Origin of the sequence: Streptomyces sp. NPDC086519 (genome assembly GCF_040686075.1) — a bacterium.
Classification (GTDB): domain Bacteria; phylum Actinomycetota; class Actinomycetes; order Streptomycetales; family Streptomycetaceae; genus Streptomyces; species Streptomyces shenzhenensis.
In genome coordinates, this window is the sequence record NZ_JBFBJL010000080.1 from 1 (window position 1) to 25,546 (window position 25,546).

General features: G+C 71.2%; 22 protein-coding genes. 17 read left to right on the forward strand and 5 right to left on the reverse strand.

Annotation, left to right across the window (positions count from 1 at the left end):
- Positions 1-210: 210 nt before the first annotated feature.
- On the reverse strand, positions 211-1,296 hold the full coding sequence (locus tag AB0P24_RS42010) for a M4 family metallopeptidase (protein WP_365803690.1): 1,086 nt from the start codon (positions 1,294-1,296) through the stop codon (positions 211-213).
- A 320-nt stretch (positions 1,297-1,616) separates the two neighbouring features.
- Here AB0P24_RS42010 and leuA point away from each other — a divergent pair, with 320 nt between their 5' ends.
- The 16 genes from leuA (at position 1,617) to AB0P24_RS42090 (ending at position 20,109) form a co-directional block, all read left to right on the forward strand.
- Positions 1,617-3,338: a 2-isopropylmalate synthase gene (gene leuA, locus AB0P24_RS42015; RefSeq protein ID WP_365803692.1), complete on the forward strand. Its 1,722-nt coding sequence runs from the start codon at positions 1,617-1,619 to the stop codon at positions 3,336-3,338.
- 185 nt (positions 3,339-3,523) lie between these two features.
- The gene (locus AB0P24_RS42020) at positions 3,524-4,219 is read left to right on the forward strand and encodes a TerB family tellurite resistance protein (protein WP_365803694.1); all 696 of its coding nucleotides are present in this window, start codon (positions 3,524-3,526) and stop codon (positions 4,217-4,219) included.
- A gap of 83 nt (positions 4,220-4,302) precedes the next feature.
- Positions 4,303-4,461, forward strand: a complete 159-nt coding sequence (locus tag AB0P24_RS42025) for a hypothetical protein (protein WP_365803696.1) — start codon at positions 4,303-4,305, stop codon at positions 4,459-4,461.
- 128 nt (positions 4,462-4,589) lie between these two features.
- Entirely contained in the window at positions 4,590-5,729 is a 1,140-nt protein-coding gene (locus tag AB0P24_RS42030; protein WP_365803750.1) for a sialidase family protein, read from the forward strand.
- Positions 5,730-5,799: 70 nt separating this feature from the next.
- A complete protein-coding gene (locus tag AB0P24_RS42035; RefSeq protein WP_365803698.1) occupies positions 5,800-6,333 on the forward strand; it encodes a SigE family RNA polymerase sigma factor in 534 nt (177 codons plus the stop codon).
- Positions 6,330-7,265, forward strand: a complete 936-nt coding sequence (locus AB0P24_RS42040; RefSeq protein ID WP_365803700.1) for a hypothetical protein — start codon at positions 6,330-6,332, stop codon at positions 7,263-7,265. The genes AB0P24_RS42035 and AB0P24_RS42040 overlap by 4 nt, the downstream gene beginning before the upstream one ends.
- Positions 7,266-7,810: 545 nt before the next feature.
- On the forward strand, positions 7,811-11,107 hold the full coding sequence (locus AB0P24_RS42045; protein ID WP_365803702.1) for a tetratricopeptide repeat protein: 3,297 nt from the start codon (positions 7,811-7,813) through the stop codon (positions 11,105-11,107).
- A gap of 317 nt (positions 11,108-11,424) precedes the next feature.
- Positions 11,425-13,056 (forward strand): ABC transporter substrate-binding protein, encoded by a 1,632-nt coding sequence (locus tag AB0P24_RS42050; RefSeq protein ID WP_365803704.1) that lies wholly within the window; start codon positions 11,425-11,427, stop codon positions 13,054-13,056.
- Positions 13,057-13,060: 4 nt separating this feature from the next.
- Positions 13,061-14,020 carry an ABC transporter permease gene (locus AB0P24_RS42055; RefSeq protein ID WP_365803706.1) on the forward strand — a complete coding sequence of 320 codons (960 nt, stop codon included), beginning with the start codon at positions 13,061-13,063 and terminating at the stop codon, positions 14,018-14,020.
- A complete protein-coding gene (locus tag AB0P24_RS42060) occupies positions 14,017-16,056 on the forward strand; it encodes a dipeptide/oligopeptide/nickel ABC transporter permease/ATP-binding protein (protein ID WP_365803708.1) in 2,040 nt (679 codons plus the stop codon). The genes AB0P24_RS42055 and AB0P24_RS42060 overlap by 4 nt, the downstream gene beginning before the upstream one ends.
- Positions 16,053-17,051 carry an ABC transporter ATP-binding protein gene (locus AB0P24_RS42065; protein ID WP_365803710.1) on the forward strand — a complete coding sequence of 333 codons (999 nt, stop codon included), beginning with the start codon at positions 16,053-16,055 and terminating at the stop codon, positions 17,049-17,051. Before AB0P24_RS42060 ends, AB0P24_RS42065 begins: the two co-directional genes overlap by 4 nt.
- Positions 17,051-17,977: a dihydrodipicolinate synthase family protein gene (locus AB0P24_RS42070; RefSeq protein ID WP_365803712.1), complete on the forward strand. Its 927-nt coding sequence runs from the start codon at positions 17,051-17,053 to the stop codon at positions 17,975-17,977. The genes AB0P24_RS42065 and AB0P24_RS42070 overlap by 1 nt, the downstream gene beginning before the upstream one ends.
- A gap of 116 nt (positions 17,978-18,093) precedes the next feature.
- Positions 18,094-18,309 (forward strand): hypothetical protein, encoded by a 216-nt coding sequence (locus tag AB0P24_RS42075; protein ID WP_365803714.1) that lies wholly within the window; start codon positions 18,094-18,096, stop codon positions 18,307-18,309.
- Between the two features lie 46 nt (positions 18,310-18,355).
- Positions 18,356-18,481, forward strand: a complete 126-nt coding sequence (locus AB0P24_RS42080) for a hypothetical protein (protein WP_365803716.1) — start codon at positions 18,356-18,358, stop codon at positions 18,479-18,481.
- On the forward strand, positions 18,478-19,227 hold the full coding sequence (gene recO / locus AB0P24_RS42085) for a DNA repair protein RecO (RefSeq protein WP_181803750.1): 750 nt from the start codon (positions 18,478-18,480) through the stop codon (positions 19,225-19,227). Before AB0P24_RS42080 ends, recO begins: the two co-directional genes overlap by 4 nt.
- 30 nt (positions 19,228-19,257) lie before the next feature.
- The gene (locus tag AB0P24_RS42090; protein ID WP_365803718.1) at positions 19,258-20,109 is read left to right on the forward strand and encodes an isoprenyl transferase; all 852 of its coding nucleotides are present in this window, start codon (positions 19,258-19,260) and stop codon (positions 20,107-20,109) included.
- A gap of 286 nt (positions 20,110-20,395) precedes the next feature.
- On the opposite strand, the gene AB0P24_RS42095 is transcribed toward AB0P24_RS42090, so the two are convergent.
- The 4 genes from AB0P24_RS42095 to AB0P24_RS42110 form a co-directional block, all read right to left on the reverse strand.
- Positions 20,396-20,818, reverse strand: a complete 423-nt coding sequence (locus tag AB0P24_RS42095) for a transcriptional repressor (RefSeq protein ID WP_365803721.1) — start codon at positions 20,816-20,818, stop codon at positions 20,396-20,398.
- Between the two features lie 61 nt (positions 20,819-20,879).
- Entirely contained in the window at positions 20,880-21,782 is a 903-nt protein-coding gene (locus AB0P24_RS42100; protein WP_365803723.1) for a metal ABC transporter permease, read from the reverse strand.
- Entirely contained in the window at positions 21,782-22,543 is a 762-nt protein-coding gene (locus AB0P24_RS42105; RefSeq protein ID WP_365803725.1) for a metal ABC transporter ATP-binding protein, read from the reverse strand. Before AB0P24_RS42105 ends, AB0P24_RS42100 begins: the two co-directional genes overlap by 1 nt.
- Before the next feature lie 14 nt (positions 22,544-22,557).
- Positions 22,558-23,514, reverse strand: coding sequence for a metal ABC transporter substrate-binding protein (locus tag AB0P24_RS42110; RefSeq protein WP_365803727.1), 957 nt, complete (start codon positions 23,512-23,514; stop codon positions 22,558-22,560).
- Between the two features lie 184 nt (positions 23,515-23,698).
- Between AB0P24_RS42110 and AB0P24_RS42115 the strand changes: the two genes are divergently transcribed.
- Entirely contained in the window at positions 23,699-25,081 is a 1,383-nt protein-coding gene (locus AB0P24_RS42115) for a glycine--tRNA ligase (protein WP_365803729.1), read from the forward strand.
- Positions 25,082-25,546 lie beyond the last annotated feature (465 nt).

Below are 25,546 nucleotides of genomic sequence, written 5' to 3' on the forward strand. Positions count from 1 at the left end.
GGTGACGGCGCGATCCGAGAGATCGCCAGCTGGATCCTCGGCCCCTCTCTCGATTCCCTCCCCAAGTAAGGACACCCCACAGTCATGACCGAGGTGTCCACCTCGGCCCGGCGCTCGATGCCCGCGAACCCGCCCGTGCGCCTCACCTGAATACGCATGGGTCCCTGTGTAGTGCAGAACCGGGCGGTGCGCACCCCCGCCCCCGCACGGTCAGGAGGCCTGCACCCCCACCTGGGCCCAGGCCTTGAGGACCGCCTCGCTCTCCTCGCCCGCCTGGTAGCGGGCCTTGGCCGCGGCGACCGTGAGTTTCGCGAAGTCCGCGAACGCGGCGTCCGAGCGCAGTTCGCCGCCGGTGAGGACGTCGTACCAGATCTGCCCGGCCCGCTCCCAGGCGTTGCCGCCGAGGGCGGTGGCGAGCAGGTAGAAGGCGTGGTTGGGGATGCCGGAGTTGATGTGCACACCGCCGTTGTCCCGGCTGGTCTTCACGTAGTGCTGCATGGTCGCCGGCTGCGGGTCCTTGCCGAGGCGGGTGTCGTCGTAGGCCGTGCCCGGGGCCTTCATCGAGCGCAGCGCCACGCCGTGCACGCCGGGGGCGAGCAGGCCCTCGCCGATCAGCCAGTCGGCCTGGTCGGCGGTCTGGCCGAGGGAGTACTGCTTGATGAGCGAGCCGAAGACATCGGAGACCGACTCGTTGAGGGCGCCGGACTGGCCGTAGTACTCCAGGTTCGCGGTGTACTGGGTGACGCCGTGCGTGAGCTCGTGGCCGATGACGTCGACGGAGCTGGTGAAGTCGGTGAAGATCTCGCCGTCGCCGTCGCCGAACACCATCTGGTCGCCGTTCCAGAAGGCGTTGTCGTAGTTGACGTCGTAGTGCACGCTCGCGTTCAGCGGCAGTCCGCTGCCGTCGATGGAGTCGCGTTCGTACGCCTTCAGGTACAGCTCGAAGGTGGCGCCGAGGCCGGCGTAGGCGCGGTTGACGGTGGCGTCCTGACCGGGCTCGGAGCCTTCCTGGCGGACCTCGGTGCCGGGGAGGTCGGTGCGGTGCCCGGCGTCGTAGATCGTGCGGTGGGGTGTGCTGTCGGCGGCGGCCGGGGCGGCGGCGGTCGTCAGGGTGCGGACCGCGGTCACGCGGCGGCGGGTGCGGGCGGCGGAGTCGTGTTGCAGGGTGCGCAGCGCCGCGTCGGAGAGCGTTCGGTCCTCGTGCTGGGCGAGGTGGTCCAGGATGTGCGGCGGCACGATCCCGCAGAAGACGGGCGTGCGGCGGATGACGGGCTCAGAGCCCCCGTTGGTCGTCATGCACCGCACCTTCGCATCGAGTCACTCGACTGTCACTACCTGCAACCATGATTGGTGAAATACGGTGACAATTGGCCACGCTCCGTGAGGGGGAGTGGTATGACGCACTTTTTGTCCTGTTCATCCCCGCAGTCCCGCATACTGATACGGCGCCCCGCGTCCGAAGGGGCTCGGCTAGCATGCGGAGCATCATGCGTTTCGGGCTGCTTCTTCTTAGCTGCCGCGGCGAGGGCCTGTAGTCCAGGTCGACTCCCTCCCCGCGGAGCTTCGCGTTGCGTCGTCGGCCGTCCTTCCGGACACCCACTAGGAGCCCCGTCATCATGGCGAACCGCCAGCAGCCCAGCAGCATGCCGATCCACAAGTACGGCCGTTACGAGCAGGTGGACATCCCGGACCGCACCTGGCCGGACAAGCGGATCACCGTCGCCCCCCGCTGGCTCTCCACCGACCTGCGCGACGGCAACCAGGCCCTGATCGACCCGATGTCGCCCGAGCGCAAGCGCCGGATGTTCGACCAGCTGGTCAAGATGGGCTACAAGGAGATCGAGGTCGGCTTCCCCGCCTCCGGCCAGACCGACTTCGACTTCGTGCGCTCGATCATCGAGGAAGAGGGCGCGATCCCGGACGACGTCACGATCTCCGTGCTGACCCAGGCCCGCGAGGACCTGATCGAGCGGACCGTGGAGTCGCTGAAGGGCGCCAGGCGGGCCACCGTCCACCTGTACAACGCGACCGCTCCGGTGTTCCGGCGCGTGGTCTTCCGCGGTTCCAAGGACGACATCAAGCAGATCGCCGTCGACGGCACGCGGCTGGTGATGGAGTACGCGGAGAAGCTGCTGGGTCCGGAGACCGAGTTCGGCTACCAGTACAGCCCCGAGATCTTCACCGACACCGAGCTGGACTTCGCGCTGGAGGTCTGCGAGGCGGTCATGGACGTCTACCAGCCGGGTCCGGGCCGCGAGATCATCCTGAACCTGCCGGCCACGGTGGAGCGGTCGACGCCCTCCACGCACGCCGACCGCTTCGAGTGGATGCACCGCAACCTCTCCCGCCGCGAGCACGTCTGCATCTCCGTCCACCCGCACAACGACCGCGGCACGGCCGTCGCCGCCGCCGAGCTGGCGGTGATGGCGGGCGCCGACCGCGTCGAGGGCTGCCTGTTCGGGCAGGGCGAGCGCACCGGCAACGTCGACCTGGTCACCCTGGGCATGAACCTGTTCTCGCAGGGCGTCGACCCGCAGATCGACTTCTCTGACATCGACGAGATCCGTCGCGTGTGGGAGTACTGCAACCAGATGGAGGTCCACCCGCGCCACCCGTACGTGGGCGACCTGGTCTACACGTCCTTCTCCGGCTCCCACCAGGACGCCATCAAGAAGGGCTTCGACGCCATGGAGGCCGACGCGGCCGCCAAGGGCGTCACCGTCGACGACATCGAGTGGGCGGTGCCGTACCTGCCGATCGACCCGAAGGACGTCGGCCGCTCCTACGAGGCGGTCATCCGGGTCAACTCGCAGTCCGGCAAGGGCGGCGTCGCCTACGTCCTGAAGAACGACCACAAGCTGGACCTGCCGCGCCGGATGCAGATCGAGTTCTCGAAGATCATCCAGGCCAAGACGGACGCCGAGGGCGGCGAGGTCACCGGCGCCGACATCTGGGCGGTCTTCCAGGACGAGTACCTGCCGAACCCGGACAACCCCTGGGGCCGTATCCAGGTCCGCACGGGTCAGTCGACCACCGACACGGACGGCGTGGACACCCTCACCGTGGAGGCGACCGTCGACGGTGAGAACACCGTGCTGACCGGTTCCGGCAACGGCCCGATCTCCGCGTTCTTCGACGCGCTGCAGGGCCTGGGCATCGACGTACGTCTCCTGGACTACCAGGAGCACACGATGAGCGAGGGTGCCTCCGCGCAGGCCGCCTCCTACATCGAGTGCGCGATCGACGGCAAGATCCTGTGGGGTATCGGCATCGACGCGAACACGACGCGTGCGTCGCTGAAGGCGGTCGTCTCCGCCGTCAACCGCGCGGCGCGATAACCACTCTGACCGGCGGTTTCGGGGCCCTGATCAGCTCTCGTGGCGATCAGGGCCCCGTCGTTTCCCGGCCAACTCGACGGGCAGGTCACGGACGGGTCTCGTACGGGGTACTGACTACGGCTCCCCCATGTGGCTAACATCACGCCAGCGGTGGCGATGTTGCCACGGCGTTACGGAGGTGCGACGTGCTGCCAGTACGGGGACGAGACTGCCGAACCGCCAGGCATGCCCGCATCCTGGGCACCCGCACCGCATGGACACCCGTCGGCGACGGCGAGTTCTTCTGCCCCGGCTGCGGCGGCGACCGCAACTACCAGCGGCTCACCGGCCGTCGCCGCTTCACCCTGCTCGGCGTGCCGGTACTGCCGCGCGGCACCACCGGGCCGGTCGTGGAGTGCGCCGCCTGCCGCCACCACTACGGCACCGACGTCCTTGACCACCCCACCACCTCCCGCTTCTCGGCGATGCTCCGCGACGCCGTGCACACCGTCGCCCTCGCCGTCCTCGCCGCGGGCGGCACCTGCTCCCGCGCGTCCCTGGAGGCGGCGGCGGGCGCGGTCCGCGCGGCCGGCTTCGAGGAGGCCACGGAGGACCAGCTGAGCGCGCTGGTCGAGGCCGTCGTCGCCGACACCGGGCGGGTCTTCGAACAGCCGTACCGCGCGAGCCTGGCGATAGAGCTGCACGAGGCCCTCGATCCGCTGGCCCCGCATCTCGCCCCCGTGGGCCGCGAGGCCCTGCTCCTCCAGGCGGCCCGGATCGCACTCGCCGACGGCCCCTACACCAACGCCGAACGAGAGGTCCTCGGCACGGTCGGCGCGGCCCTGACCATCTGCGCCGACGACGTGAGCCGCCTGCTGGCAGCGGCCCGCCTGCCGTCCTGACCCCGGCCGCCCGGGGCGCGGGCCGCCGGGAGTTCGGATCCCCTCCGGCTCGCGTGCCGCCGCGGACCGGGGGGAGCGCGTGAGTGTCAGGCATGCGCCGGACGCCGGTGGCCGTGCCGACCGTGGCGGCGGTCACGGCCGCTGCCCCCGCGCTGCCCCCGCGCTGCCCCGCGGTACGCCTCCCGTCGCTGCCGGCCCGCGAGGACGCCCCGGTCACGGTCGACGTGCCGCGCCGGAACTGACGATCCGCCAAACCAATTGACCCTTTCGGGTGTTATGCGGGTGCGAGGAGGGTGAGTGCGAGGACCATGGAAAGGTGAACCCTGTCTCTCCTGTGACCCGTGCGGGCCGGATCGCCCTCGCCACCGCCCTGCTGCTCGGGGCGTTCACGGTCGAACAGCGGGCCTGGGCGGCCGGCTGCGCGTCCTCCGTGCCGTACGTCTCCGGCGAGCACGGGTACGCCCAGTACCGCATCCCGGCCGTCGTGCGCACCCCGCGCGGCACCCTGCTCGCCTTCGCCGAGGGCCGGCACACCACCACCGGGGACAGCGGTGACATCGACGTCGTGCTGAGGCGTTCCACCGACGGCGGCTGCACCTGGGACCCGCTCCGGGTGGTGGCCGCCGGCGGCGGGGACACCCGCGGCAACCCGGCACCGGTGGTGGATCCGAGGAGCGGCCAGGTGGTCCTGGTGACGTCGTACAACGCCGGCTCGGTGAGCGAGGCGCAGATCATGCGCGGCCAGGTCACCGAGGCGCAGAGCCGCCGGGTGTACGTGCAGCACAGCAGTGACGACGGCCGCCGCTTCACCCGCCCGCGCGAGATCACCGCCCGGGTGAAACCCGCCGGCTGGCGCTGGTACGCCACCGGCCCCGGGCACGCCGTCGCGCTCACCCGGGGACCCCACCGCGGCCGCCTGGTCGTCGCCGCCGACCACTCCGCCGCCCCGCGGGCCGGCTCCGCCGACACCGGCCGGGAGGCCAAGTACTACGGCGGTCACGCGATCTACAGCGACGACAGCGGCCTCAGCTGGCACCTGGGCTTCGTCGACGACTCCTACACCGGCCACGACTACGCCAACGAGACCACCGCCGCCCAACTGCCCGACGGCCGCCTCTACTTCAACGCCCGCAACCAGGACGGCTCCGGCTCCGGCAACCGCCTGGAGGCCTGGTCGAGCGACGGCGGCGAGCACCTGGACGCCGCCTACACCGTCCAGCCGACCCTCGCCAGGGTCCCCGTGGTCGAGGGCTCGGTCCTCCAACTCGACGGCAGCAAAGCCCCGTTGGTCTTCTCGGGCCCCTCGGTCCCGACGGCCCGCAAGTCCATGGCCCTGTGGACCAGCAGGGACCGGGGCGTCACCTTCGGCAGACTCCTCACCCTGTCCGACCGGAAGGCCGCCTACTCCGACCTGGTCCAGGTGGACCGGTCCACGGTGGGCGTGCTGTACGAGACCGGCACGAGGACCGCGTACGACACGATCGAGTTCCGCCGCGTCCCGGCCCCCTGAGCGGTCCGCCCGGGCCCACCGGGCAACCGAATCCCCGGATCCGGTGGTCTGGAGGGCGAGGGGGTGACCGATGCAGGCCGAGCTAGAGGCTCAGTTCCAGGAATTCGTCAGAGCGCGGTGGTCGCATCTGGTGCGGACCGCCTACCTGCTCACCGGCGACCCGCACCACGCGGAGGACCTGACACAGACCGTGCTGGCGAAGGCCTACCGGTCCTGGCGGCGCGTCTCCCGGACCGACCGTCCGGAGGCGTACGTCCGCCGCATGCTGGTCAGCTGCAACAGCGACCGGTTCCGCAAGCGCCGGGTCGCCGAGTCGCTGACCGACGCCCCGCCGGAGCGCGCGGGGTACGACGACGCCGTGTCCCGGGCCGACGAGCGCGGCACGCTGCTCGCGGCCCTGGCCGGGCTGCCGCCCCGGCAGCGCGCGGTGGTGGTGCTGCGGTACTGGGAGGACCTGTCCGAGGGGGAGGTCGCCGAGGTGCTCGGCTGTTCCCCGGGCACGGTCAAGAGCCAGGCGTCCAAGGGCCTGGCGAAGTTGCGTACGTTTCCGGGACTCGCGCGGGCCATGAGCCACGCGGCGCCCGCGCAGGGAGGCAGCAGGTGAACGGTCAGAAGCAGGGCGGGGCGGCCGAGCCGGAGTTCGAGGCCCGGGTGCGGGCGCTGCTGGCGGGGGACGCGTCCCTGGTCCGGCCGTCACCGGTGCCGTACCCGGAGATCCGCCGGCGGGGTGTGCTGGAGCGGCGGCGGCGCCTGGCAGCGGGCGGGGCGGCGCTGGCGGCCCTGGCGGCGGTGCCGGTCGGCGCGTGCGCGCTGGGCGGCGGCAGCACCGCGGCGAGCCCCGCCGGGCCCGGCCCCACCGTGCTCACCAGCGCCCGCCCGGCCCCGACCGGCCCGGCCACCCCGACGGCGCCGGCCCGCCCGGCCTCCGCGGCGCACCAGTTGCTGGACGGGATCACCTTCGAGCAGGCCGCCGCCGGACTCGCCAAGTGCCTCGACTACGACAAGGCGCACCGCCTGCCCAAGGACCCGGTCCACACCGGCCTCGGCAAGCCGGCCGACTACCGGATCATCCTGGCGATGCGGAGCACCGGTGACTCCAACGCCCCCGGCGACGGCTACTTCGTGGTCGCGGTGCAGGAGAAGCCGGTGCCGGCCCGGCTCATCTGCACCGTGCAGGACGGCGCCGCCTCCGGCCTGAACACCGGCGTCGGAGACCCCCTCGGCGATGCGCGGACGCCCGTGGTCCCGGACGCCGACAGCGGCAAGCTGTACCAGCAGTCGGTCATCGACAAGGGCAACTGGAAGCTGCCGTTCCGCTGGGGGGTCGTCGGCGGCTACCGCGCCTCGGTGGCCACGATGACGGTCTCCTACGGCGACAGCGCGGGCGAGGCGGTCCTCGACCACGGCTGGTTCGTCGCCACCGGCACCCTGCACAAGCAGGTCACCGCCGCCCCGCACCTGAAGGGCTACGACGCGACGGGCAAGCTCGTCTACGACTCCGACCAGGACACGTCGTACGAGAAGACGCTGCCGTAGGTTCTTTCACCTCGGCCCCTGGTGCCGTGTCCCCATGAGGCCGGCGGCGGGGCGGAGGGCGCGGCTTGGCAGGCGATCGAGAGATCGTCGGCCCTGCGTTGACGGCGGGTGTCCACGACGGTTCTTCCTCCGGCCGCTCCCGGGCCGGGCGCGGGCATCTGGTACCGCCGGCCGCCGGGCCGACCACTCCGTCCGGCTTGTCCGGCTGCGGTCGGCCGGCGACGGCGCGGCGGCAAGGGGCGCGGATCCGGTCCTGCCGGGACGGACCGGCGATCCGGACCTGCTCGTACCGGGCCGTGGACCGGGACGGCTCACCGGCGATCCGCGGACGGGACGGCCGACGAGGCTACCCGCGCCCGAGGCGAGGGCGCATCATGGTCAGGGTCCAAGGGGGGATGCGCGTGGCGGGGAGCAGACCATCGCGGCAGGAACTCAATCGGCGCCGCCGCCGGAGCGGCTTCATCGGGCGGCGCGGCGAGCTGAGTGTGTTCCGGGAGAACCTGAGTCACGATCCGGCCGACGATGCTTTTCAGTACCTCTTTCACGTGCACGGCCAGGCCGGGGTCGGCAAGACGTCGCTGGTCCGGCAGTGGGAGACCGTCGCGCGGGAGCGGCAGGCGGTGACCGCCTATCTCGACGACGACGTGCACAGTGTCATCGAGGCCATGGAGACGATCAGCACTCAGCTGGGGCGTCAGCAGGTAGTCCTGAAGCGGTTCGAGAAGCTGCTCGCCGTCTACCGGCAACGCCGTCACGAGGCCGAGGCACTCCAGATCGGCGCTGCCGGGCCCGAGGCGGCGGGCAGCGCGATGGAGGCAGGACAGTCGCCCCCCGCGTCGGTGTCCAGCATGGTGATGGCCCAGGCCGGTCTGGCCGGCCTGGGCCTGGTGCCGGGCCTGGGGGCGGTGGCAGGAGCCATGGACCCGCAGCAGCTGGCTCAGAGCACCGACCGACTACGCGCCGCGCTCAGCGCCCGGCTGCGCAACCACGACGACGTCCAGCTCGTCCTCTCTCCGGTGCAGACGCTGACACCGGTGTTCCTGCGAGACCTGGCCGAGGCAGCCGAGCGGCATGACTGGATGGTGCTGTTCTTCGACGTGTTCGAGCAGACGGGCCCGGTCCTGAACACCTGGTTGCGTGACGTCCTGACCGGCGAGGAATACGGAGAACTCCCAGTCAATCTGGTGGCCGTGCTGTCCGGGCAGGGGCGGCTCGACACACGATGCTGGGGCGACCATCTGGAGCTGGTGGCCGAGGTACCTCTCGAGGTGTTCACCGAAGAAGAGGCCCGCAGGCTGCTCGCCGCCCGCGGCGTCACCGATCCGGACGTCATCGAGGTCGTCCTGCAACTGACCGGTCGGCTCCCGGTGCTGGTCGATCTGCTCGCCCAGACCCGCCCGCACAACACCGGGGAGATAGGCGACCCCTCCGATACCGCTGTCGAACGCTTCCTGAAGTGGGAAACCCGCCCTCACCGGCGCACCACCGCCTTGGCCTGCGCACTGCCCTTGCAACTGGATGAGGATCTCTTCCGGACCATTGCGCCTGAGACGGCGGCAGACGAGTACGCCTGGCTGCGCGGTCTGCCCTTCGTCACCGGGGAGGCCGGCCGGTGCCGCTACCACGATGTTGTCCGTACCCCCATGCTCCGCCTGCAGCGCACGCAATCCCCCACCCATTGGCAGCAGCAGCACACGTTGCTCGCGGACACCTACCAGCAACGCCGCCGCATCCTGGAAGAAGCTCTCTCCACCGACCAGCACTGGGCCGACGGGGCCTGGCGCGAACACCGGCTGAACGAGACGTACCACCGCCTGTGCGCCGATCCTCATCAGGCTCTGCCCGGCGCGCTGGTACAGGTGTTGCACGCCTGCGACCAGGGAGCCGCCGCGCTGCGCCGCTGGAGCCAGATCCTCGCTCAAGCCGGAACCGACAGCGACACAGCCGCCTTGTCCGCCTGGTCGCGATCACTGACACCTCCTGCACCGGACGCCGACGACACCACCGTCCTCGTCACCGCCCTGACCCAACTGATGACCGCCCCGCAGCTGGCCACCGCGGACCAAGCACTCATCCGCTGTCTCCGTGGCCGTGAACACCGTACGGCCAACAACTACCAGCAGGCTCTGGCCGACTATGCCGCATCCCTCGCGCTGAATCCTCGTCTCGACCGCGCCCACTACGGACGCGGGCTCACCCACCTTTTCCTGAGCCGCTACGGCGACGCGCTGGCCGACCTCGACCGCGCCGTCGCACTCAACCCCGACGACGGCGAATACATCGCCTACCGCGGCATCACCCACCGCGCTCTTGAGCACTACGACGACGCCCTTGCCGACCTCGACCGCGCCGTCGGACTCAGCCCCGACGACGCCTGGACCATCGCCCAACGAGGCATCACCCTGCGCGTCATGGAGCGCCACGACGACGCCGTCGCCGATTTCGACCGCGCTATCGGACTCGACCCCTACGACGCCTGGACCATCGTCCAACGAGGCATCACCCTGCGCGTCATGGAGCGCTACGACGACGCCGTCGCCGATTTCAACCGTGCCCTCGAACTCAAGAACACCTACTCGTTGGCCATCGCCCAACGGGGCGAGACCCACCGCCTCGCCGGCCGCCAGGACGACGCCCTCGCCGACTTCGACCGCGCCGTCGAACTCGACCCCGACGACGCCTGGGCCATCGGCAGCCGCGGACAGACCCACCATGCCCTGGGGCGCTACGAGGACGCGCTGGCCGACCTCGACCGGGCCATCGAACTCAACAACAGCTACGTCTGGACCCTCAACCAACGAGGTGAAACCCACCGAGCCCTGAAGCACTTCGACGACGCCGTCGCCGACTTCGACCGCGCCGCCGAACTGGACCCCGACAACGCCTGGACCCTCGCTCAACGAGGTGAAATCCGCCGCCTCCAGGGGCGCTACGACGACGCGCTTGCCGATTTCGACCGTGCCGTCGGACTCGACCCCGACGACGCCTGGACCATCGCCGAACGAGGCATCACCCACCGCTTCATGGGGCACTACGGGGACGCGCTGGCCGACTTCGACCGTGCTGTCGAACTCGACAGCGCCTACGCCTGGGCCATAGCCCAACGTGGCGTCACCCGCCGCGCCCTGGACCGTGACGACGAGGCCCTGGCCGACCTCGACCGGGCCGTCGAACTCGGTCCCGACAACGCGTGGGCCCTTGCCGAACGAGGCGAGACCCACCGCGTCCTCGGGCACCACGAGGACGCTCTCGCCGACTTCGACCGCGCCGTCGAACTCGACAGCGCCTACGCCTGGGCCATCGGCAGCCGTGGACAGACCCACCATGCCCTGGGGCGCTACGAGGACGCGCTGGCCGACCTCGACCGCGCCGTCGAACTCGACAGCGCCCACGCCTGGACCCTCGTCCAACGCGGCGTCACCCGCCGCGCCCTGGCCCACTACGAGGACGCTCTCGCCGACTTCGACCGCGCCGTGGAACTCGACCCCGACGACGTCTGGGCACACTTCGAAACCGCCGTGACGTTGCGACTGCTCGGAAATTCTCAGGAGCACGAACATTGGCGTAAGGCTGTGGCGGTCCTCACCGACGAGGCGTCCACCGAAGGATCTGATGCCACGGACGCCATAGGCGGTCTTCTGGTGATCTACTGTGCGCTCCCCGAGTGGGACAAAGCAGCGGAAGAGACTGAGCGTTTCCTGGCGCGCGCCCCGGAGCCCTCCCGTATCCGCGAAACACTGCAGGACCTGGCGGACCTTCAGCAGACACTGTCCGTGGACCCGGCGCTACTGCAACCGCTGCGCCGGCGACTGGAGAACGCAGCAGCACGCGGGGCCGTGTAGCGCAGCGCGCACTCCCGCAGGAGCGGTGCCCAGGGCGGGCGGGGCAGATCAAGGCGGTTACGGCTGCGGGTCGGTTACTCCTCCCGTGCGTCGCCCTTCCTGGAGCACTGCTCCCGAGAGCGAGGAGCACGCCCGCACCCACTGCTCCGACGGCACACCGGCACCGTGGAGAACCCCACCTTCGTGGTGTCATTGGTCCCACCTCTGACGGTTTACGCCATTCGCGCGCCTTGCCTTGACCGTCCCTGAAGCCTTTCTTATGGTCGCGCTGAACACCGGACGTCCGACGTCTCCGTTTCCCCCACGCTGGAGGCACCGTGCGCGACGAGGCGACCCACGGTCACGGTCACGGCCACGGCCGCAGGACGTTCCTGAAACACACCGGCGCACTGGGCGCGGCCGCCTCGCTGACGTCCCTGCCGGCCCTGGCGGCGTGCGGACCCAAGTCCACGATCGACCTCGGCGGCGACGGCTCCGCCCGCACTCTCACGGCCGTGATCGGCTACGGCAACGACGGCAGCTGGGACCCCACCCAGACCGCGTCCGCGTTCGCGATGGCCGCCAACAACCACATCTACGAGGGCCTGGCCGACACCGACCCGATCACCCGCGCCCCCTACCCGGCGCTGGCGACCCGGCTGCCCGCCGACGCGCACGCCACCACCTGGCGGTTCACCCTGCGCCCGGGCGCCACCTTCCACGACGGGAAACCGGTCACCGCCGACGACGTGGTCTTCGTCTTCGACCGGATCCTCGACCCCGGCACCCAGACCCTCGCCCGGGGCTTCTTCGCGAGCTGGCTCAAGGAGGTCCGCAAGGTCGACGCCCGGACCGTCGACCTGGTCCTCAGGTTCCCCTTCCCGGACGGGATCGCCCGCCTCACCCTCGCCAAGATCATGCCCCGGCACGTGTTCTCCCGGCCCGGCGCCTGGGACGACGCGATCAGGGGACTGGCGATCGGCTCGGGACCGTACCGGCAGACCGGACACCATCCGAAGTCGAACACCACCTTCGCCGCGTACGACCGCTACAACGGCCCCCGCGCGCCCGCCTTCCGGAAGATGAACTGGCTGACGATCGTCGACGCGGCCTCACGCGTGGCCCGGATCTCCGGCGCCGGCGCCGGCGCGCAGATCTCCGACAACATCCCCTACGCCAACATCCCCCGCCTCGAACAGGGCGGCCTGTCGGTCGGCGGCGGCGCCGGGATGAACAACGCGTTCCTGATGTTCAACACGCGGCACAGACCCTTCGACGACGTCCGGGTCCGCCAGGCCCTGCACTACGCCATCGACAAGGCGAAGATCGTCGAGGTCGCCCTCAAGGGCCACGGAAAACCGGCGAGTTCGTTCCTGAACGAGGCCAACCCCGCCTACCGCAGGGCGAAGACGGTCTACGACCACGACCCCGACAGGGCGAAGGCGCTCCTCAGGGCCGCCGGAGTCAGCGGCCTCCACGTCGACGTCCTCGCCGTCAACGTGAGCTGGCTCGTCGACTGCCTGCCCACCATCAAGTCGTCCTGGGACGCCATCGGCGTCGCCACCACCCTGTCCCCGCAGGAGACCACGGCCGTGTTCACCAAGATGGACCAGAAGCAGGACTACCAGGTCGTCGCCGCCGTCTCGAACCCCAACCAGTTCGGCCTCGACGCCGACCTGATCATGCACTACAACTACGGCCCCGGGAACCTCTGGACGGGCTACGCCCGCTGGTCCGACAACGCTGTCGCGAAGCGGCTGTTCAAGGACATGGACGCGGCCACCCGCGAACCGGACCCGGACAAGAAGAAGACGATGATCCAGGAGTACATCGACGTCGTCGCCGAACAGGCCGTCCTCTACCCGGTCGTCCACAACGAGCTGATCACCGCCTGGGACCCGCGCAGACTCACCGGCATAAGGGCCCAGCCCTACCCCGGCATCAACGTCCTCACCGCCAAGTGGGCCTGACGGCATGACCGCCGTCCTGCGCGTCCTGCTGCGCCGAACCGCACTGCTGGTGCCGCTGCTGCTCGGCATCGCCCTGTTCGTGTTCCTGGTGATGCGGTTCTCCGACGTCGACCCGGCGTCCGCCTTCTTCCAGGGCGCCAACCCCACCCCCCGACAGCTCCACGACTTCCGCGAACGCAACGGACTCCTCGACCCCCTGCCCCTGCGCTACGTCCGCTTCGTCGGCGGCCTGCTCCACGGCGACCTCGGCACCAGCGCCCTCACCCGCACCCCGGTCCGCGACCAGGTCCTCACCGCCCTGCCGCTCACCCTCCAGCTGACCTTCCTGGGCCTCGCCATCGCCGTCGTCCTGGCCCTCGCCGGAGGCGTCACGGCGGCCCTCCACCGGGACCGCCGGCCGGACCAGATCATCCGCGTCCTCTCCCTGGTCGGGGTCGCCGCCCCCGCCTTCTGGCTGGCGCTGCTGATGATCCAGTACCTGGCCGTCGACCGCGGCTGGTTCCCCTCCGGCGGCTACATCAACCCCGAGGACTCCGTCACCGGCTGGCTGAGGACGATGGCCCTGCCCGCCCTCGCGCTCTCCCTCCCGGTCGCCGCCCAGCTCACCCGGATCGTCCGCACCTCGGTCGTCGAGGAACTCGACAAGGACTACGTCCGCACCGCGATCGGCAGCGGCCTGCCACCCCATGTCGTGGTCGGCCGCAACGTCCTGCGCAACGCCCTCGTCAACCCCCTGACCGTGCTCGGCCTGCGGGTGGGCTACCTGCTCGGCGGCGCCGTCGTCATCGAGACCGTCTTCGCCCTGCCCGGCATGGGCAAGCTGATGATCGACGCCGTCCAGAACGGCGACCCGGCCGTCGTCCAGGGCGTCGTCCTCACCACCGCGGCCGGCTTCGTCGTCGTCAACCTCGTCATCGACGTCCTCTACCTCCTGGTCAACCCGCGCCTGAGGGAGGCGACATGACGGCGTTCACCCGTGCGGCCCGCACCGTCGCCCTCGCCCGTCCGGGCGTACGGCTGCGCGGACTGCCGCCGCTGTCGAAGGCGGCCCTCGCCTTCCTCGCCGTGATCGTCCTGGTGGCGCTGTCCGCCCCCCTCCTCGCCCCCGACGACCCCCTCGCCCAGCAGGCCCCCGTCGGCGGCACCGGCCACCCCTCCGCCGCCCACTGGATGGGGCAGGACAGCCTCGGCCGGGACATCCTCAGCCGCCTGATGTACGGCGCCCGCTGGTCCCTCGCCATCGGCCTCGGCGCCACCGGCCTCGCCCTGGCCGCCGGGGCACTGCTCGGGGCCCTCGCGGCGACCTCCCGCAAGGCGGTCGACGAGACCCTGATGCGCTGCCTGGACGTGGTGATGGCGTTCCCCGGCATCGCCCTGGCCGCCGTCCTGGTCGCCGTCTTCGGCGGCGGCATCACGGTCCTGATCTGCGCGATCGCCTTCCTGTTCACCCCGCCGGTGGCGAGGGTCGTCCGGGCCAACGTCCTGGACCAGTACGGCGAGGACTACGTGACCGCGGAACGCGTGATCGGCGCCCGCACCACGCACATCGTCGTCCGGCACGTCGCGATCAACTGCCTCGCCCCCGTCCTCGTCTTCTGCACGGTCCAGGTCGCCGAGGCCATCGTCTTCGAGGCGTCCCTGTCCTTCATCGGCGCGGGCGTACGGCCCCCCGACCCGTCCTGGGGCAGCGTCATCGCGGACGGCAAGAACATGGTCCTCACCGGCGGCTGGTGGGCCACCCTCTTCCCCGGCCTGCTGATCCTCCTCACGGTCCTCTCCCTGAACATCCTCTCCGAGGGAGTGCCGGACGCGTGGGCCTCACCGGCGGGGAAGGAGGCGGAGCCGACGGATCCCGTGCAGGCACCCGAGCCGGGGGAGGTGCCGGAGCTGCCTTCACTGGCCGAAGCGGCCGACCGGCTACGACGGCGTGCCCGGCCCCTGCCCTCCCGGGAGGGACCGCCGGTCCTGTCCGTGGAGAACCTCGCGATCGCCTTCCCGGACCGCCACCGGGGCGTGAACATCGTCGACGGCATCGGCTTCGACATCCACCCGGGCGAAGTGCTGGGCCTGGTGGGCGAGTCGGGCTGCGGCAAATCTCTGACCGCACTGACGATCATGGGCCTGCAACCGAAGACGGCCAGGGTGACGGGCGAGATCCTTTTCAGCCCACAGGACCGGAACGCCCCGTCAGGGGCGCGGGGCAGTGCCGAACATGCGGCTACCGCCGCGCGGGCGCGACCAGCCACAACGCACCCGCAGCCGCCCCTGGACCTCACCACCCCCCACCGCCGCCTCCTCGGCCACGAGATCGCGATGGTCTACCAGGACGCCCTCTCCTCCCTCAACCCCTCCATGACGGTCAACGCCCAGCTCAAACAACTGGTGAGACGCGGAGGCCGCCACACGCCGGCCGAGTTGCTCTCCCTCGTCGGCCTCGACCCCGGCGGAACGCTCCGCAGCTACCCTCACGAACTCTCCGGCGGCCAGCGCCAGCGCGTCCTGATCGCGATGGCGCTCTCCCGCGACCCCCGTCTGATCATCGCCGACGAACCGACCACCGCCCTCGACGTCACCGTGCAGGCGCAGGTGATGGAACTGCTCCTCCGCCTCCGCGAGGAACTCGGCTTCGCGCTGATCCTCGTCTCCCACGACCTCGCCCTGGTCGCGGACGTCACCGACCGGGTGGTGGTGATGTACGGCGGTCAGATCGCCGAGACCGGCGTCACCGCCGAACTGGTGGGCACCCCGGCCCACCACTACACGCGCGGCCTGCTCGGCAGCGTGCTGTCGCTGGAGTCCGGGGCCGAGCGGCTGACCCGGATCAGCGGCGTGGTGCCGTCGCCCGCCGGCTTCCCGGCCGGCTGCCGCTTCAGCGACCGCTGCCCGGCGGCGAGCGAGGTCTGCCGTACGACGCCACCGGCCCCCGTCGGCACCCCCGCCCACACCGCGGCCTGCCACCACCCGGCCGTCGACCTGGTGAGCACCGGGGCGGTGACATGAGCGCGGTGGAGCTGACCGGCGTCCACGTGGTCCACAGGGCCCGCGGCGGGGGCGGGTTCGGCCGGGCCCGGGTGTACGCGCTGACCGGCGCCGACCTCAGCGTGGCACCCGGCGAGACGGTCGGCGTGGTCGGCGAGTCGGGGTGCGGGAAGTCGACGCTGGCGAAGGTGCTGGTCGGCATCCAGCGGCCGACCGCCGGCACGGTCACCGTCCACGGCCGCGACCTGTGGGCGATGTCGCCGGCCGAACGCCGGACGGCCGTCGGCGCGAGCACCGGCATGGTCTTCCAGGACCCGTCGACGGCCCTCAACCCCCGGCTGCCCGTCCGCCGTGTCCTGCGCGACCCGCTGGACGTCCACGAGCGCGGCACGAAGGCCGAACGGGAGGACCGGGTGCGGGAGCTGATGAGCCTCGTCGGCCTGCCCCGGGCCCTCGCCGAGGCCCTGCCCGGCCAGCTCTCCGGCGGTCAGCGCCAGCGCGTCGCGATCGCCCGCGCCCTCGCCCTGGACCCCGCCCTGGTGGTGGCGGACGAGCCGACCAGCGCGCTGGACGTCTCGGTCCGCGCCCAGATCCTCAACCTCCTCCTCGACCTGCGCGAACGCCTCGGTCTCGCCCTGGTCTTCGTCTCCCACGACATCCAGACCGTACGGCGGATGAGCGACCGGGTGATCACCATGTACCTCGGCCGGATCGTCGAGGACACCCCGGCCGCCGACGTCACCGGCCACGCCCGGCACCCGTACACCCGGGCCCTGTTCTCGGCCACCCCGGGCCTGCTGAACCCGATCGACCCCATCCCGCTCACCGGCCCGGTCCCCTCCGCGACCCGGCCGCCGTCCGGGTGCCCGTTCCGCACCCGCTGCTGGCGGGCGGACGACGCGTGTGCCCTCCGCATGCCTGACTTCACGGCCGCGTCACGCCCCGGCCACCGCTACCGCTGTCACCATCCGTTGGAGGAGGACCAGCCGGACCACCGCCTGCCCAGGGAGACCTGATGACCCTGCCCGCCCCGCTGACCGGTGTCGTACCGCCCGTCTGCACGCCCCTGACACCGGACCGCGAGGTGGACGCCGCCTCCCTGCGCAGACTCGTCGACCATCTGACGGCGGCCGGGGTGGACGGTCTGTTCGTCCTCGGCTCGACCTCCGAGGCGGCGTACCTGACGGACCGGCAGCGCCGGCTGGTCACCGAGACGGTGGTCTCCCACGTGGCCGGCCGGCTCCCGGTCCTGGCCGGCGTCATCGACATGACGACCCCCCGGGTCCTGGACCACGTCACGGCCGTCACCTCGGCGGGCGCGGACGCGGTCGTCGTCACCGCCCCCTTCTACACCCGCACCCACCCCGCCGAGATCGCCCGCCACTTCCGCCTGATCGCCGACCGGTCCCCGGTCCCGGTGATCGCCTACGACATCCCGGTCGCCGTCCACACCAAGCTCCCCGCCGGCCTGGTCCTGGAACTGGCCGCCGACGGGGTGCTGGCCGGGCTGAAGGACTCCAGCGGCGACCTGGCGGGCTTCCGCGAGGTCGTCACCGGCAGCAGGGGCCTGCCCGGCTTCAGCGCCCTGACCGGGTCCGAACTGACCGTCGACTCGGCCCTCGCGCTGGGCGCCGACGGGGCGGTGCCGGGCCTCGCCAACGTCGACCCGGACGGCTACGTGCGCCTGGTCCGCCTCTGCCGCGCGGGCGACTGGGACCGGGCGCGGGCCGAACAGGAGCGGCTGTGCGGCCTCTTCCGGATGACCGGCGTCGGGGACCCGGCCCGGATGGGCGGCAGCTCGGCGGGGCTCGGGGCGTTCAAGGCGGCGCTGCACCTGCGCGGGGTGATCGACTGCCCGGCCACGGCCGACCCCCAGGTGCCCCTGTCGCGGGAGGAGACCGAGTGCGTGGCGAAGTACCTCGCGGGTGCGGGGCTGATGTAGGAGCCGCCCGCCCGGAACCCGGGACAGACTCCGGCCGAGTCTAGGCACGCAGCGCCACACCGGTGATGCGAAGCGTGAAATTCCCGGAGGCGGGGGAGCCAGGTGAGGTGAACGCGATGAACCTCCCCGTCGGCTCCTGCGCCGTCGACACCCGCACCGGACGGCTGGGCATCGTCATGGGCCACGAGGGCCCCTACGTGCAGTTGCGGCCGTACGGGGGAGGCCGGGAGTGGGACGCGCACCCGGACGCCGTACGCGTCGCCACCCAGGCCGAACGGCTCAGCGCGGCCACCGCCCACGCCCACACCCGAAGCCGCGGCAAGGCCCCCTGAAGGCTCCTTTGCCCGGCGCCTTCCGCCGGCAGGGCAGAATGGGGCCATGAGCCTGTTCCGCGACGACGGCATCGTGCCGCGCACCCACAAGCCGGGTGAGGCGGACCGGATCATGCTGCGGCCACACGGGGGGCGCCCCCGGTACCGCCGGCCGAGGGCCGGTGCGGCATGAGTCTCTTCCGTGACGACGGCGTCGTGCTGCGCACCCAGAAGCTGGGTGAGGCCGACCGGATCATCACCTTGCTCACCCGTGGGCACGGGCGGGTGCGGGCCGTGGCTCGCGGGGTGCGGCGGACCAAGTCGAAGTTCGGGGCGCGGCTGGAGCCGTTCTCCCATGTCGACGTGCAGTTCTTCGCCCGGGGGAGCGAGCTGGTCGGGCGCGGGCTGCCGCTGTGCACGCAGAGCGAGACCATCGCGCCGTACGGCGGCGGGATCGTCGCCGACTACGCGCGGTACACCGCCGGGACGGCCATGCTGGAGACCGCCGAGCGGTTCACCGACCACGAGGGCGAGCCGGCCGTGCAGCAGTACCTGCTGCTCGTGGGGGCGCTCAGGACCCTCGCCCGCGGGGAACACGCCCCGCATCTCGTCCTCGACGCCTTCCTGCTGCGCTCCCTGGCCGTCAACGGCTACGCGCCCAGTTTCGACGCCTGCGCCAAGTGCGGCATGCCCGGCCCGAACCGCTTCTTCTCGGTCGGCTCCGGCGGCACCGTCTGCGTCGACTGCCGGGTGCCCGGCAGCGTCGTACCCTCGCCGCAGACCCTGGTTCTGCTCGGCGCGCTGCTTACGGGAGACTGGGAGACCGCGGACGCGGCCGAGGCACGGTACGTCCGGGAGGGCAGCGGGCTGGTGTCCGCCTATCTGCACTGGCATCTGGAGCGCGGGCTGCGCTCGCTCAGGTACGTAGAGAAGAACTAGCGAGAAAAGCCAGAGGGAGACGAGAAGCACATGGTCGTACGCGGGATCCTGGGACGCCAGCGCCGCGAGTACAGGACGCCGGAACCGCACCCGTCCGGCGCCCGCCCGCCCAAGCTCCCGGGTGAGCTGGTCCCGGACCATGTGGCCATCGTCATGGACGGGAACGGCCGCTGGGCGAAGGAGCGCGGCCTGCCGCGCACCGAGGGCCACAAGGTCGGCGCCGAGCAGGTCCTCGACGTGCTCCAGGGCGCGATCGAGATCGGCGTCCGCAACATCTCCCTGTACGCCTTCTCCACGGAGAACTGGAAGCGCTCGCCCGAAGAGGTCCGCTTCCTGATGAACTTCAACCGCGACTTCATCCGCAAGTCCCGCGACCAGCTCGACGCACTCGGCGTCCGGGTGCGCTGGGCGGGCCGGATGCCCCGGCTGTGGAAGTCGGTCGCCAAGGAACTCCAGGTCGCCCAGGAGCAGACCAAGGACAACGACCTGCTCACCCTGTACTTCTGCATGAACTACGGCGGCCGGGCGGAGATCACCGACGCGGTGCAGGCGATCGCCGAGGAGGTCAGGGCCGGCCGGCTCGACCCGTCGAAGATCACCGAGAAGACCATCCAGAAGCACATGTACTACGCCGACATGCCGGACGTGGACATGTTCCTGCGCCCCAGTGGCGAGCAGCGCACCTCCAACTACCTGATCTGGCAGAGCGCTTACGCCGAGATGGTCTTCCAGGACGTCCTGTGGCCCGACTTCGACCGCCGTGACCTGTGGCGGGCGTGCCTCGAATTCGCCTCCCGCGACCGGCGGTTCGGCGGGGCCATCCCCAACGAGGAGCTGCTGGCCATGGAGGGCCGCACGGAGGAGGAGCCGTCGGGCACCTGACGGCCACCCGCCGTTCACGAGGGCCGTCGAGGATGCGTGAACGAACTGGAGAAGTGCTTCGACCGGAGCTGACCGGCACCGCCACGATCCGCCGCATGGCCATGGACACGGGGCGGGACGCCGGTCAGGGGGCGGTCGAGCTGGCGTACCCGCCGGTCGCGGGGGATTTCCCGGGGGCGCTGCGGGAACGCGAGCGGCTGCGGCGACGGCGGGGGCGGGTGCGGTGCCGGGCCGTCGGCCGACCGGCTGCGCGCGATCCTCGACCGGCACCTCACGCGCGGATGGCTCAGCAGCCCTCCGCGGCCCCGGCGCAGTCCGCGCACGTGCCGAAGATCTCGACGGTGTGGGCGACGTTGACGTACCCGTGCTCGGCGGCGATGGCCTCGGCCCACGTCTCCACCGCCGGGCCCTCCACCTCCACCGCCTTGCCGCAGGCTCTGCAGACCAGGTGGTGGTGGTGCTCGCCGGTGGAGCAGCGGCGGTACACCGACTCGCCGTCGGACGTGCGCAGGACGTCCACCTCGCCGGCGTCGGCGAGGTTCTGGAGCGTGCGGTAGACCGTGGTCAGGCCGACCGAGTCGCCCTTGTGCTTGAGCATGTCGTGCAGTTCCTGCGCGCTGCGGAACTCCTCGACCTCGTCCAGGGCCGCCGCCACGGCTGCCCGCTGACGGGTCGAGCGGCCCTTCACGGGCGGTCCAGCGGTCGTCACCGGTTGCCTCCTCACGTCACTGCCTCTGCCGGGCCATTGTGCCAGCCCGCGCCGAAGGCGTTCAGACGCCGACCTCGTCGGCGGCCCCCCTGCCGGCCGGAATCACGCACTCCGCCGGATCCCCGGCGGGCCGTAGCGCGGCGGCCGCGCGGGCGCGTCGGCGGGCCAGCGGGGCGGCCAGCAGGCTCAGCGCGACGAACGCGGCGATGGCCAGCAGCACGATCGTCGCACCCGGCGGGACGTACTGGTAGTAGGACGTGATCGTGCCTCCGACCGTCACCGCCACACCGATCGCGACGGCGATCACGAACGTGGCCGCGAAACTGCGGCTCAGCTGCTGGGCCGCGGCCACCGGGACGACCATGAGCGCGGAGACCAGCAGCAGGCCCACCACCCGCATCGCGACCGTCACGGTCACCGCCGCCGTGATCGCCGTCAGCAGGTTGAGCGCCCGCACCGGCAGGCCGGTGACCCGCGCGAACTCCTCGTCCTGGCTCACCGCGAACAGCTGCCGGCGCAGGCCGAGGGTGACCACGAGGACGAAGGCGGCCAGCAGGCAGATCGCGGTCACGTCCGACTCGGACACCGTCGACAGCGAGCCGAAGAGGTACGACATCAGGTTGGCGTTGGAGCCGCCCGGCGCGAGGTTGATCAGCATCACCCCGCCGGCCATACCGCCGTAGAAGAGCATCGCGAGGGCGATGTCGCCGCGGGTGCGGCCGTACCAGCGGATCAGTTCCATGACGACGGCGCCGAGGACGGAGACGGCCGTCGCCATCCAGACGGGGGAGGTCGAGAGCAGGAAGCCCAGCCCGACACCCGTCATCGCCACGTGGCCGATGCCGTCGCCCATCAGGGCCTGGCGGCGCTGGACCAGGTAGATGCCGACGGCGGGGGCGGTGATGCCGACCAGGACGGCGGCGAGCAGGGCCCGCTGCATGAAGGCGTAGTTCAGGAAGTCCATCAGCTCAGCAGTCCTGTGCGCAGGGGCGTGTGTCGGTCGTGGGGGTGGACGTGGTCGTGGCCGGGCAGGGCATGCTGGCCGACGGCGCGCGGGGGCGGGCCGTCGTGCAGGACGCAGCCGTCGCGGAGGACCACGGCCCGGTCGATCAGCGGCTCCAGCGGACCCAGTTCGTGCAGGACGAGGAGGACCGTGGTGCCCTGCTTCACCTGCTCGCGCAGGGTTCCGGCGAGGATCTCCTGGCTGGCCAGGTCGACGCCCGCCATCGGCTCGTCCATGATCAGCAACTCGGGCTCGGCGACCAGCGCGCGGGCGATCAGCACCCGCTGGTGCTGGCCGCCGGAGAGCGCTTCCACGTTGTCCCCGGCCCGGTCCGCCATGCCGACCAGGTCCAGGGCGTGCCGTACGGCCGCGTGGTCGGCCTTGCGGAAGAGGCCGAAGCGGGTGCGGGAGAGGCGGCCGGAGGAGACGACCTCGGTGACCGTGGCCGGGACCCCGCCCGCGGCGGTGGTGCGCTGCGGTACGTAGCCGACCCGCGACCAGTCCCTGAAGGTACGGCGGGGGGTGCCGAACAGGGCTATGTCGCCGCCGGCCGGCACCTGGCCGACGATCGTGCGGATCGCGGTCGACTTGCCGGAGCCGTTCGCGCCCAGCAGCGCGACGACCTCACCGCGGTGCACGGTCAGGTCGATGCCGCGCAGGACGGGGCGCGAGCCCAGTTCGGCGGTCACACCGCGCAGGGATATGACGGGCTCGCCGCTCATCTCGTCGTCTCCTGTCACTTGGCGCCCAGTGCCTGCTGGAGCGCCTTGAGGTTGGCTTCCTGGACCGCGAAGTAGTCCCGGCCGCGGGACTTGCCGGTGATGCCCTCGATCGGGTCGAGGACGTCCGTCCTCAGCCCGGCGTCGGCGGCGATGGTCCTGGCGGTCTTGTCGCTGACGAGCGTCTCGTAGAACACGGTGGTGACGCCGTCGGCCTCGGCCATGCTCTCCAGGTCCCTGACGCGGGCCGCGCTCGGCTCCGACTCGGGGTCGAGGCCGTTGACGGCCTCCTCGGTCAGGCCGTAGCGCTCGGCGAGGTAGCCGAAGGCGGCGTGGGTGGTGATGAAGACCTTGGTCCTGGTGTGCGCGAGGCCGTTCCTGAACTGGATGTCGAGCGCGTCGAGCTTCCTGACCAGGGCCGCGGTGTTCTTCCGGTAGTCGGCCGCGTGGTCCGGGTCGGCCTTCTCGAAGGCCTTGCCGACACCCTCGGCGACCTGGGCGTAGCGCACCGGGTCGAGCCAGATGTGCGGGTCGAGGCCGGTCAGCTCCGCGTTCTTCGAGCTGTCGTGGGCGGTCGCGTGCCCGCCGACCTCGTTGCCGTGCTCCTCCAGCGTGGTCAGGGAGGCCGCGTCGATCTTCGTGCCCACGGACGACTGGGCGACCGCGGCGTCGACGGAGGGCTGGAGGTTCTTCAGGTAGAGGACCGCGTCGGACTTCTCGATCCCGATGATCTGCTTCGGGCTGATCTCCAGGTCGTGCGGCTCCTGGCCGGGCTGGGTGAGACTGGTGACGTGGACGTGGCTGCCGCCGATCTGATCGGCGAGGAAGGCCATCGGATAGAACGACGCGACGACGTCGAACTTCCCGGTCTGCGCCGCCGTGGCGGCGCCGCCGCAGGCGGTGAGGGCCGCCATGCCGAGTGCGGTGACGGTGGTCGCGGCGGCCGCGGGTATGAGGCGGCGTCGTATGTGCATGAGAGTCATTTTCAACAAACATGGAAACCGTTGTCAACAAGCTTCGGTGGGAGGTCGGTATGGGGAACCGATTTGGTCGAGGGGGAGCCCCCGCCGGTAACCTGAAGCATTCGCTCTGAAGCTCGCTCCGAAGACGTCTTCCAGGAGCCGCTTCGTCGCCCGTCGTCGTAATGAAGAGAGCACCGTGGCCGCCGACAAGATCGACACCATCGTCAGCCTGAGCAAGCGCCGTGGCTTCGTATTCCCGTGCAGTGAGATCTACGGCGGCCAGCGTGCCGCCTGGGACTACGGGCCGCTGGGTGTCGAGCTCAAGGAGAACCTGAAGCGCCAGTGGTGGCGCTACATGGTGACGTCGCGCGAGGACGTGGTCGGTATCGACTCGTCCGTCATCCTGGCCCCCGAGGTCTGGGTGGCCTCCGGTCACGTCGCCACCTTCACGGACCCGCTGACCGAGTGCACCGCCTGCCACAAGCGGTTCCGCGCGGACCACCTGGAGGAGGCCTACGAGGCCAAGCACGGCCGCCTCCCGGAGAACGGCCTGGCGGACGTCAACTGCCCGAACTGCGGCAACAAGGGCCAGTTCACCGAGCCCAAGCAGTTCTCGGGTCTGCTCTCCACGCACCTCGGCCCGACCCAGGACAGCGGCTCCGTCGCCTACCTGCGCCCCGAGACCGCCCAGGGCATCTTCACCAACTTCGCCCAGGTGCAGACCACTTCGCGCCGCAAGCCGCCGTTCGGCATCGCCCAGATGGGCAAGTCCTTCCGCAACGAGATCACGCCCGGCAACTTCATCTTCCGCACCCGCGAGTTCGAGCAGATGGAGATGGAGTTCTTCGTCAAGCCGGGCGAGGACGAGAAGTGGCAGGAGTACTGGATGGAGCAGCGCTGGAACTGGTACACCGGCCTGGGCCTGCGCGAGGAGAACATGCGGTGGTACGAGCACCCGAAGGAGAAGCTCTCCCACTACTCCAAGCGCACCGCTGACATCGAGTACCGCTTCCAGTTCGGCGGCAACGAGTGGGGCGAGCTGGAGGGTGTCGCCAACCGCACCGACTACGACCTCGGCGCCCACTCCAAGGCCTCCGGCCAGGACCTCTCCTACTTCGACCAGGAGGCCGGGGAGCGCTGGACGCCGTACGTCATCGAGCCGGCGGCCGGTGTCGGCCGTGCCATGCTCGCCTTCCTCCTCGACGCGTACGTCGAGGACGAGGCGCCGAACGCCAAGGGCAAGCTGGAGAAGCGCACGGTGCTCCGCCTGGACCACCGCCTGGCCCCGGTCAAGGTCGCGGTCCTGCCGCTGTCCCGCAACCCCGAGCTGTCCCCGAAGGCCAAGGGCCTCGCCCAGGCGCTGCGGCAGAACTGGAACATCGAGTTCGACGACGCGGGTGCGATCGGGCGCCGCTACCGCCGCCAGGACGAGATCGGTACGCCGTACTGCGTGACCGTCGACTTCGACACGCTCGAGGACAACGCGGTCACGGTCCGGGAGCGTGACTCGATGAAGCAGGAGCGGATTTCGCTGGACCAGATCGAGGGGTACCTCGCCGGCCGCCTGCTGGGCTGCTAGGCCCGCGCCCCTTCCGCCTCCTCGCCCACCCTCCAGCCGACTCGGTCGGCTGGAGGGTGGGCTTTTTTGGGTGGCGGTGTGTCACGAGCGCCGAGCAGGACGGCCGACCTCGGGGGCGCGGGGAACTGCGCGACCGGCCCCCACCGGCCTGCGGGGATCCTCCGGCCCGCGGGGGTCCGTCGGCCGGTCCGTCGGCCGGTCCGGCGTCGCCGGATTCCGCCGTGGTGGCTGGTCGCCGTCGCGGCGGGACAGGGTCGGGCGGCGTCGTCGGGCGGTGGTCGGCCGGTTCGGGTCGGCGTACTTCTTGAGGGCCGGCCGGTGGGCGCCGCCCCGGACCGAGCCGTGGGTGATGCTCCCGGTTCTTCCAGCGACCCTCCAACGCCTTGCCCGCGGGCGGGGCCTGGCCGCGCGGGTGTCGGCGGCGGAGGTGATGGGCGCGGTGTGCGGCGGAGCACGCGGTTCCTT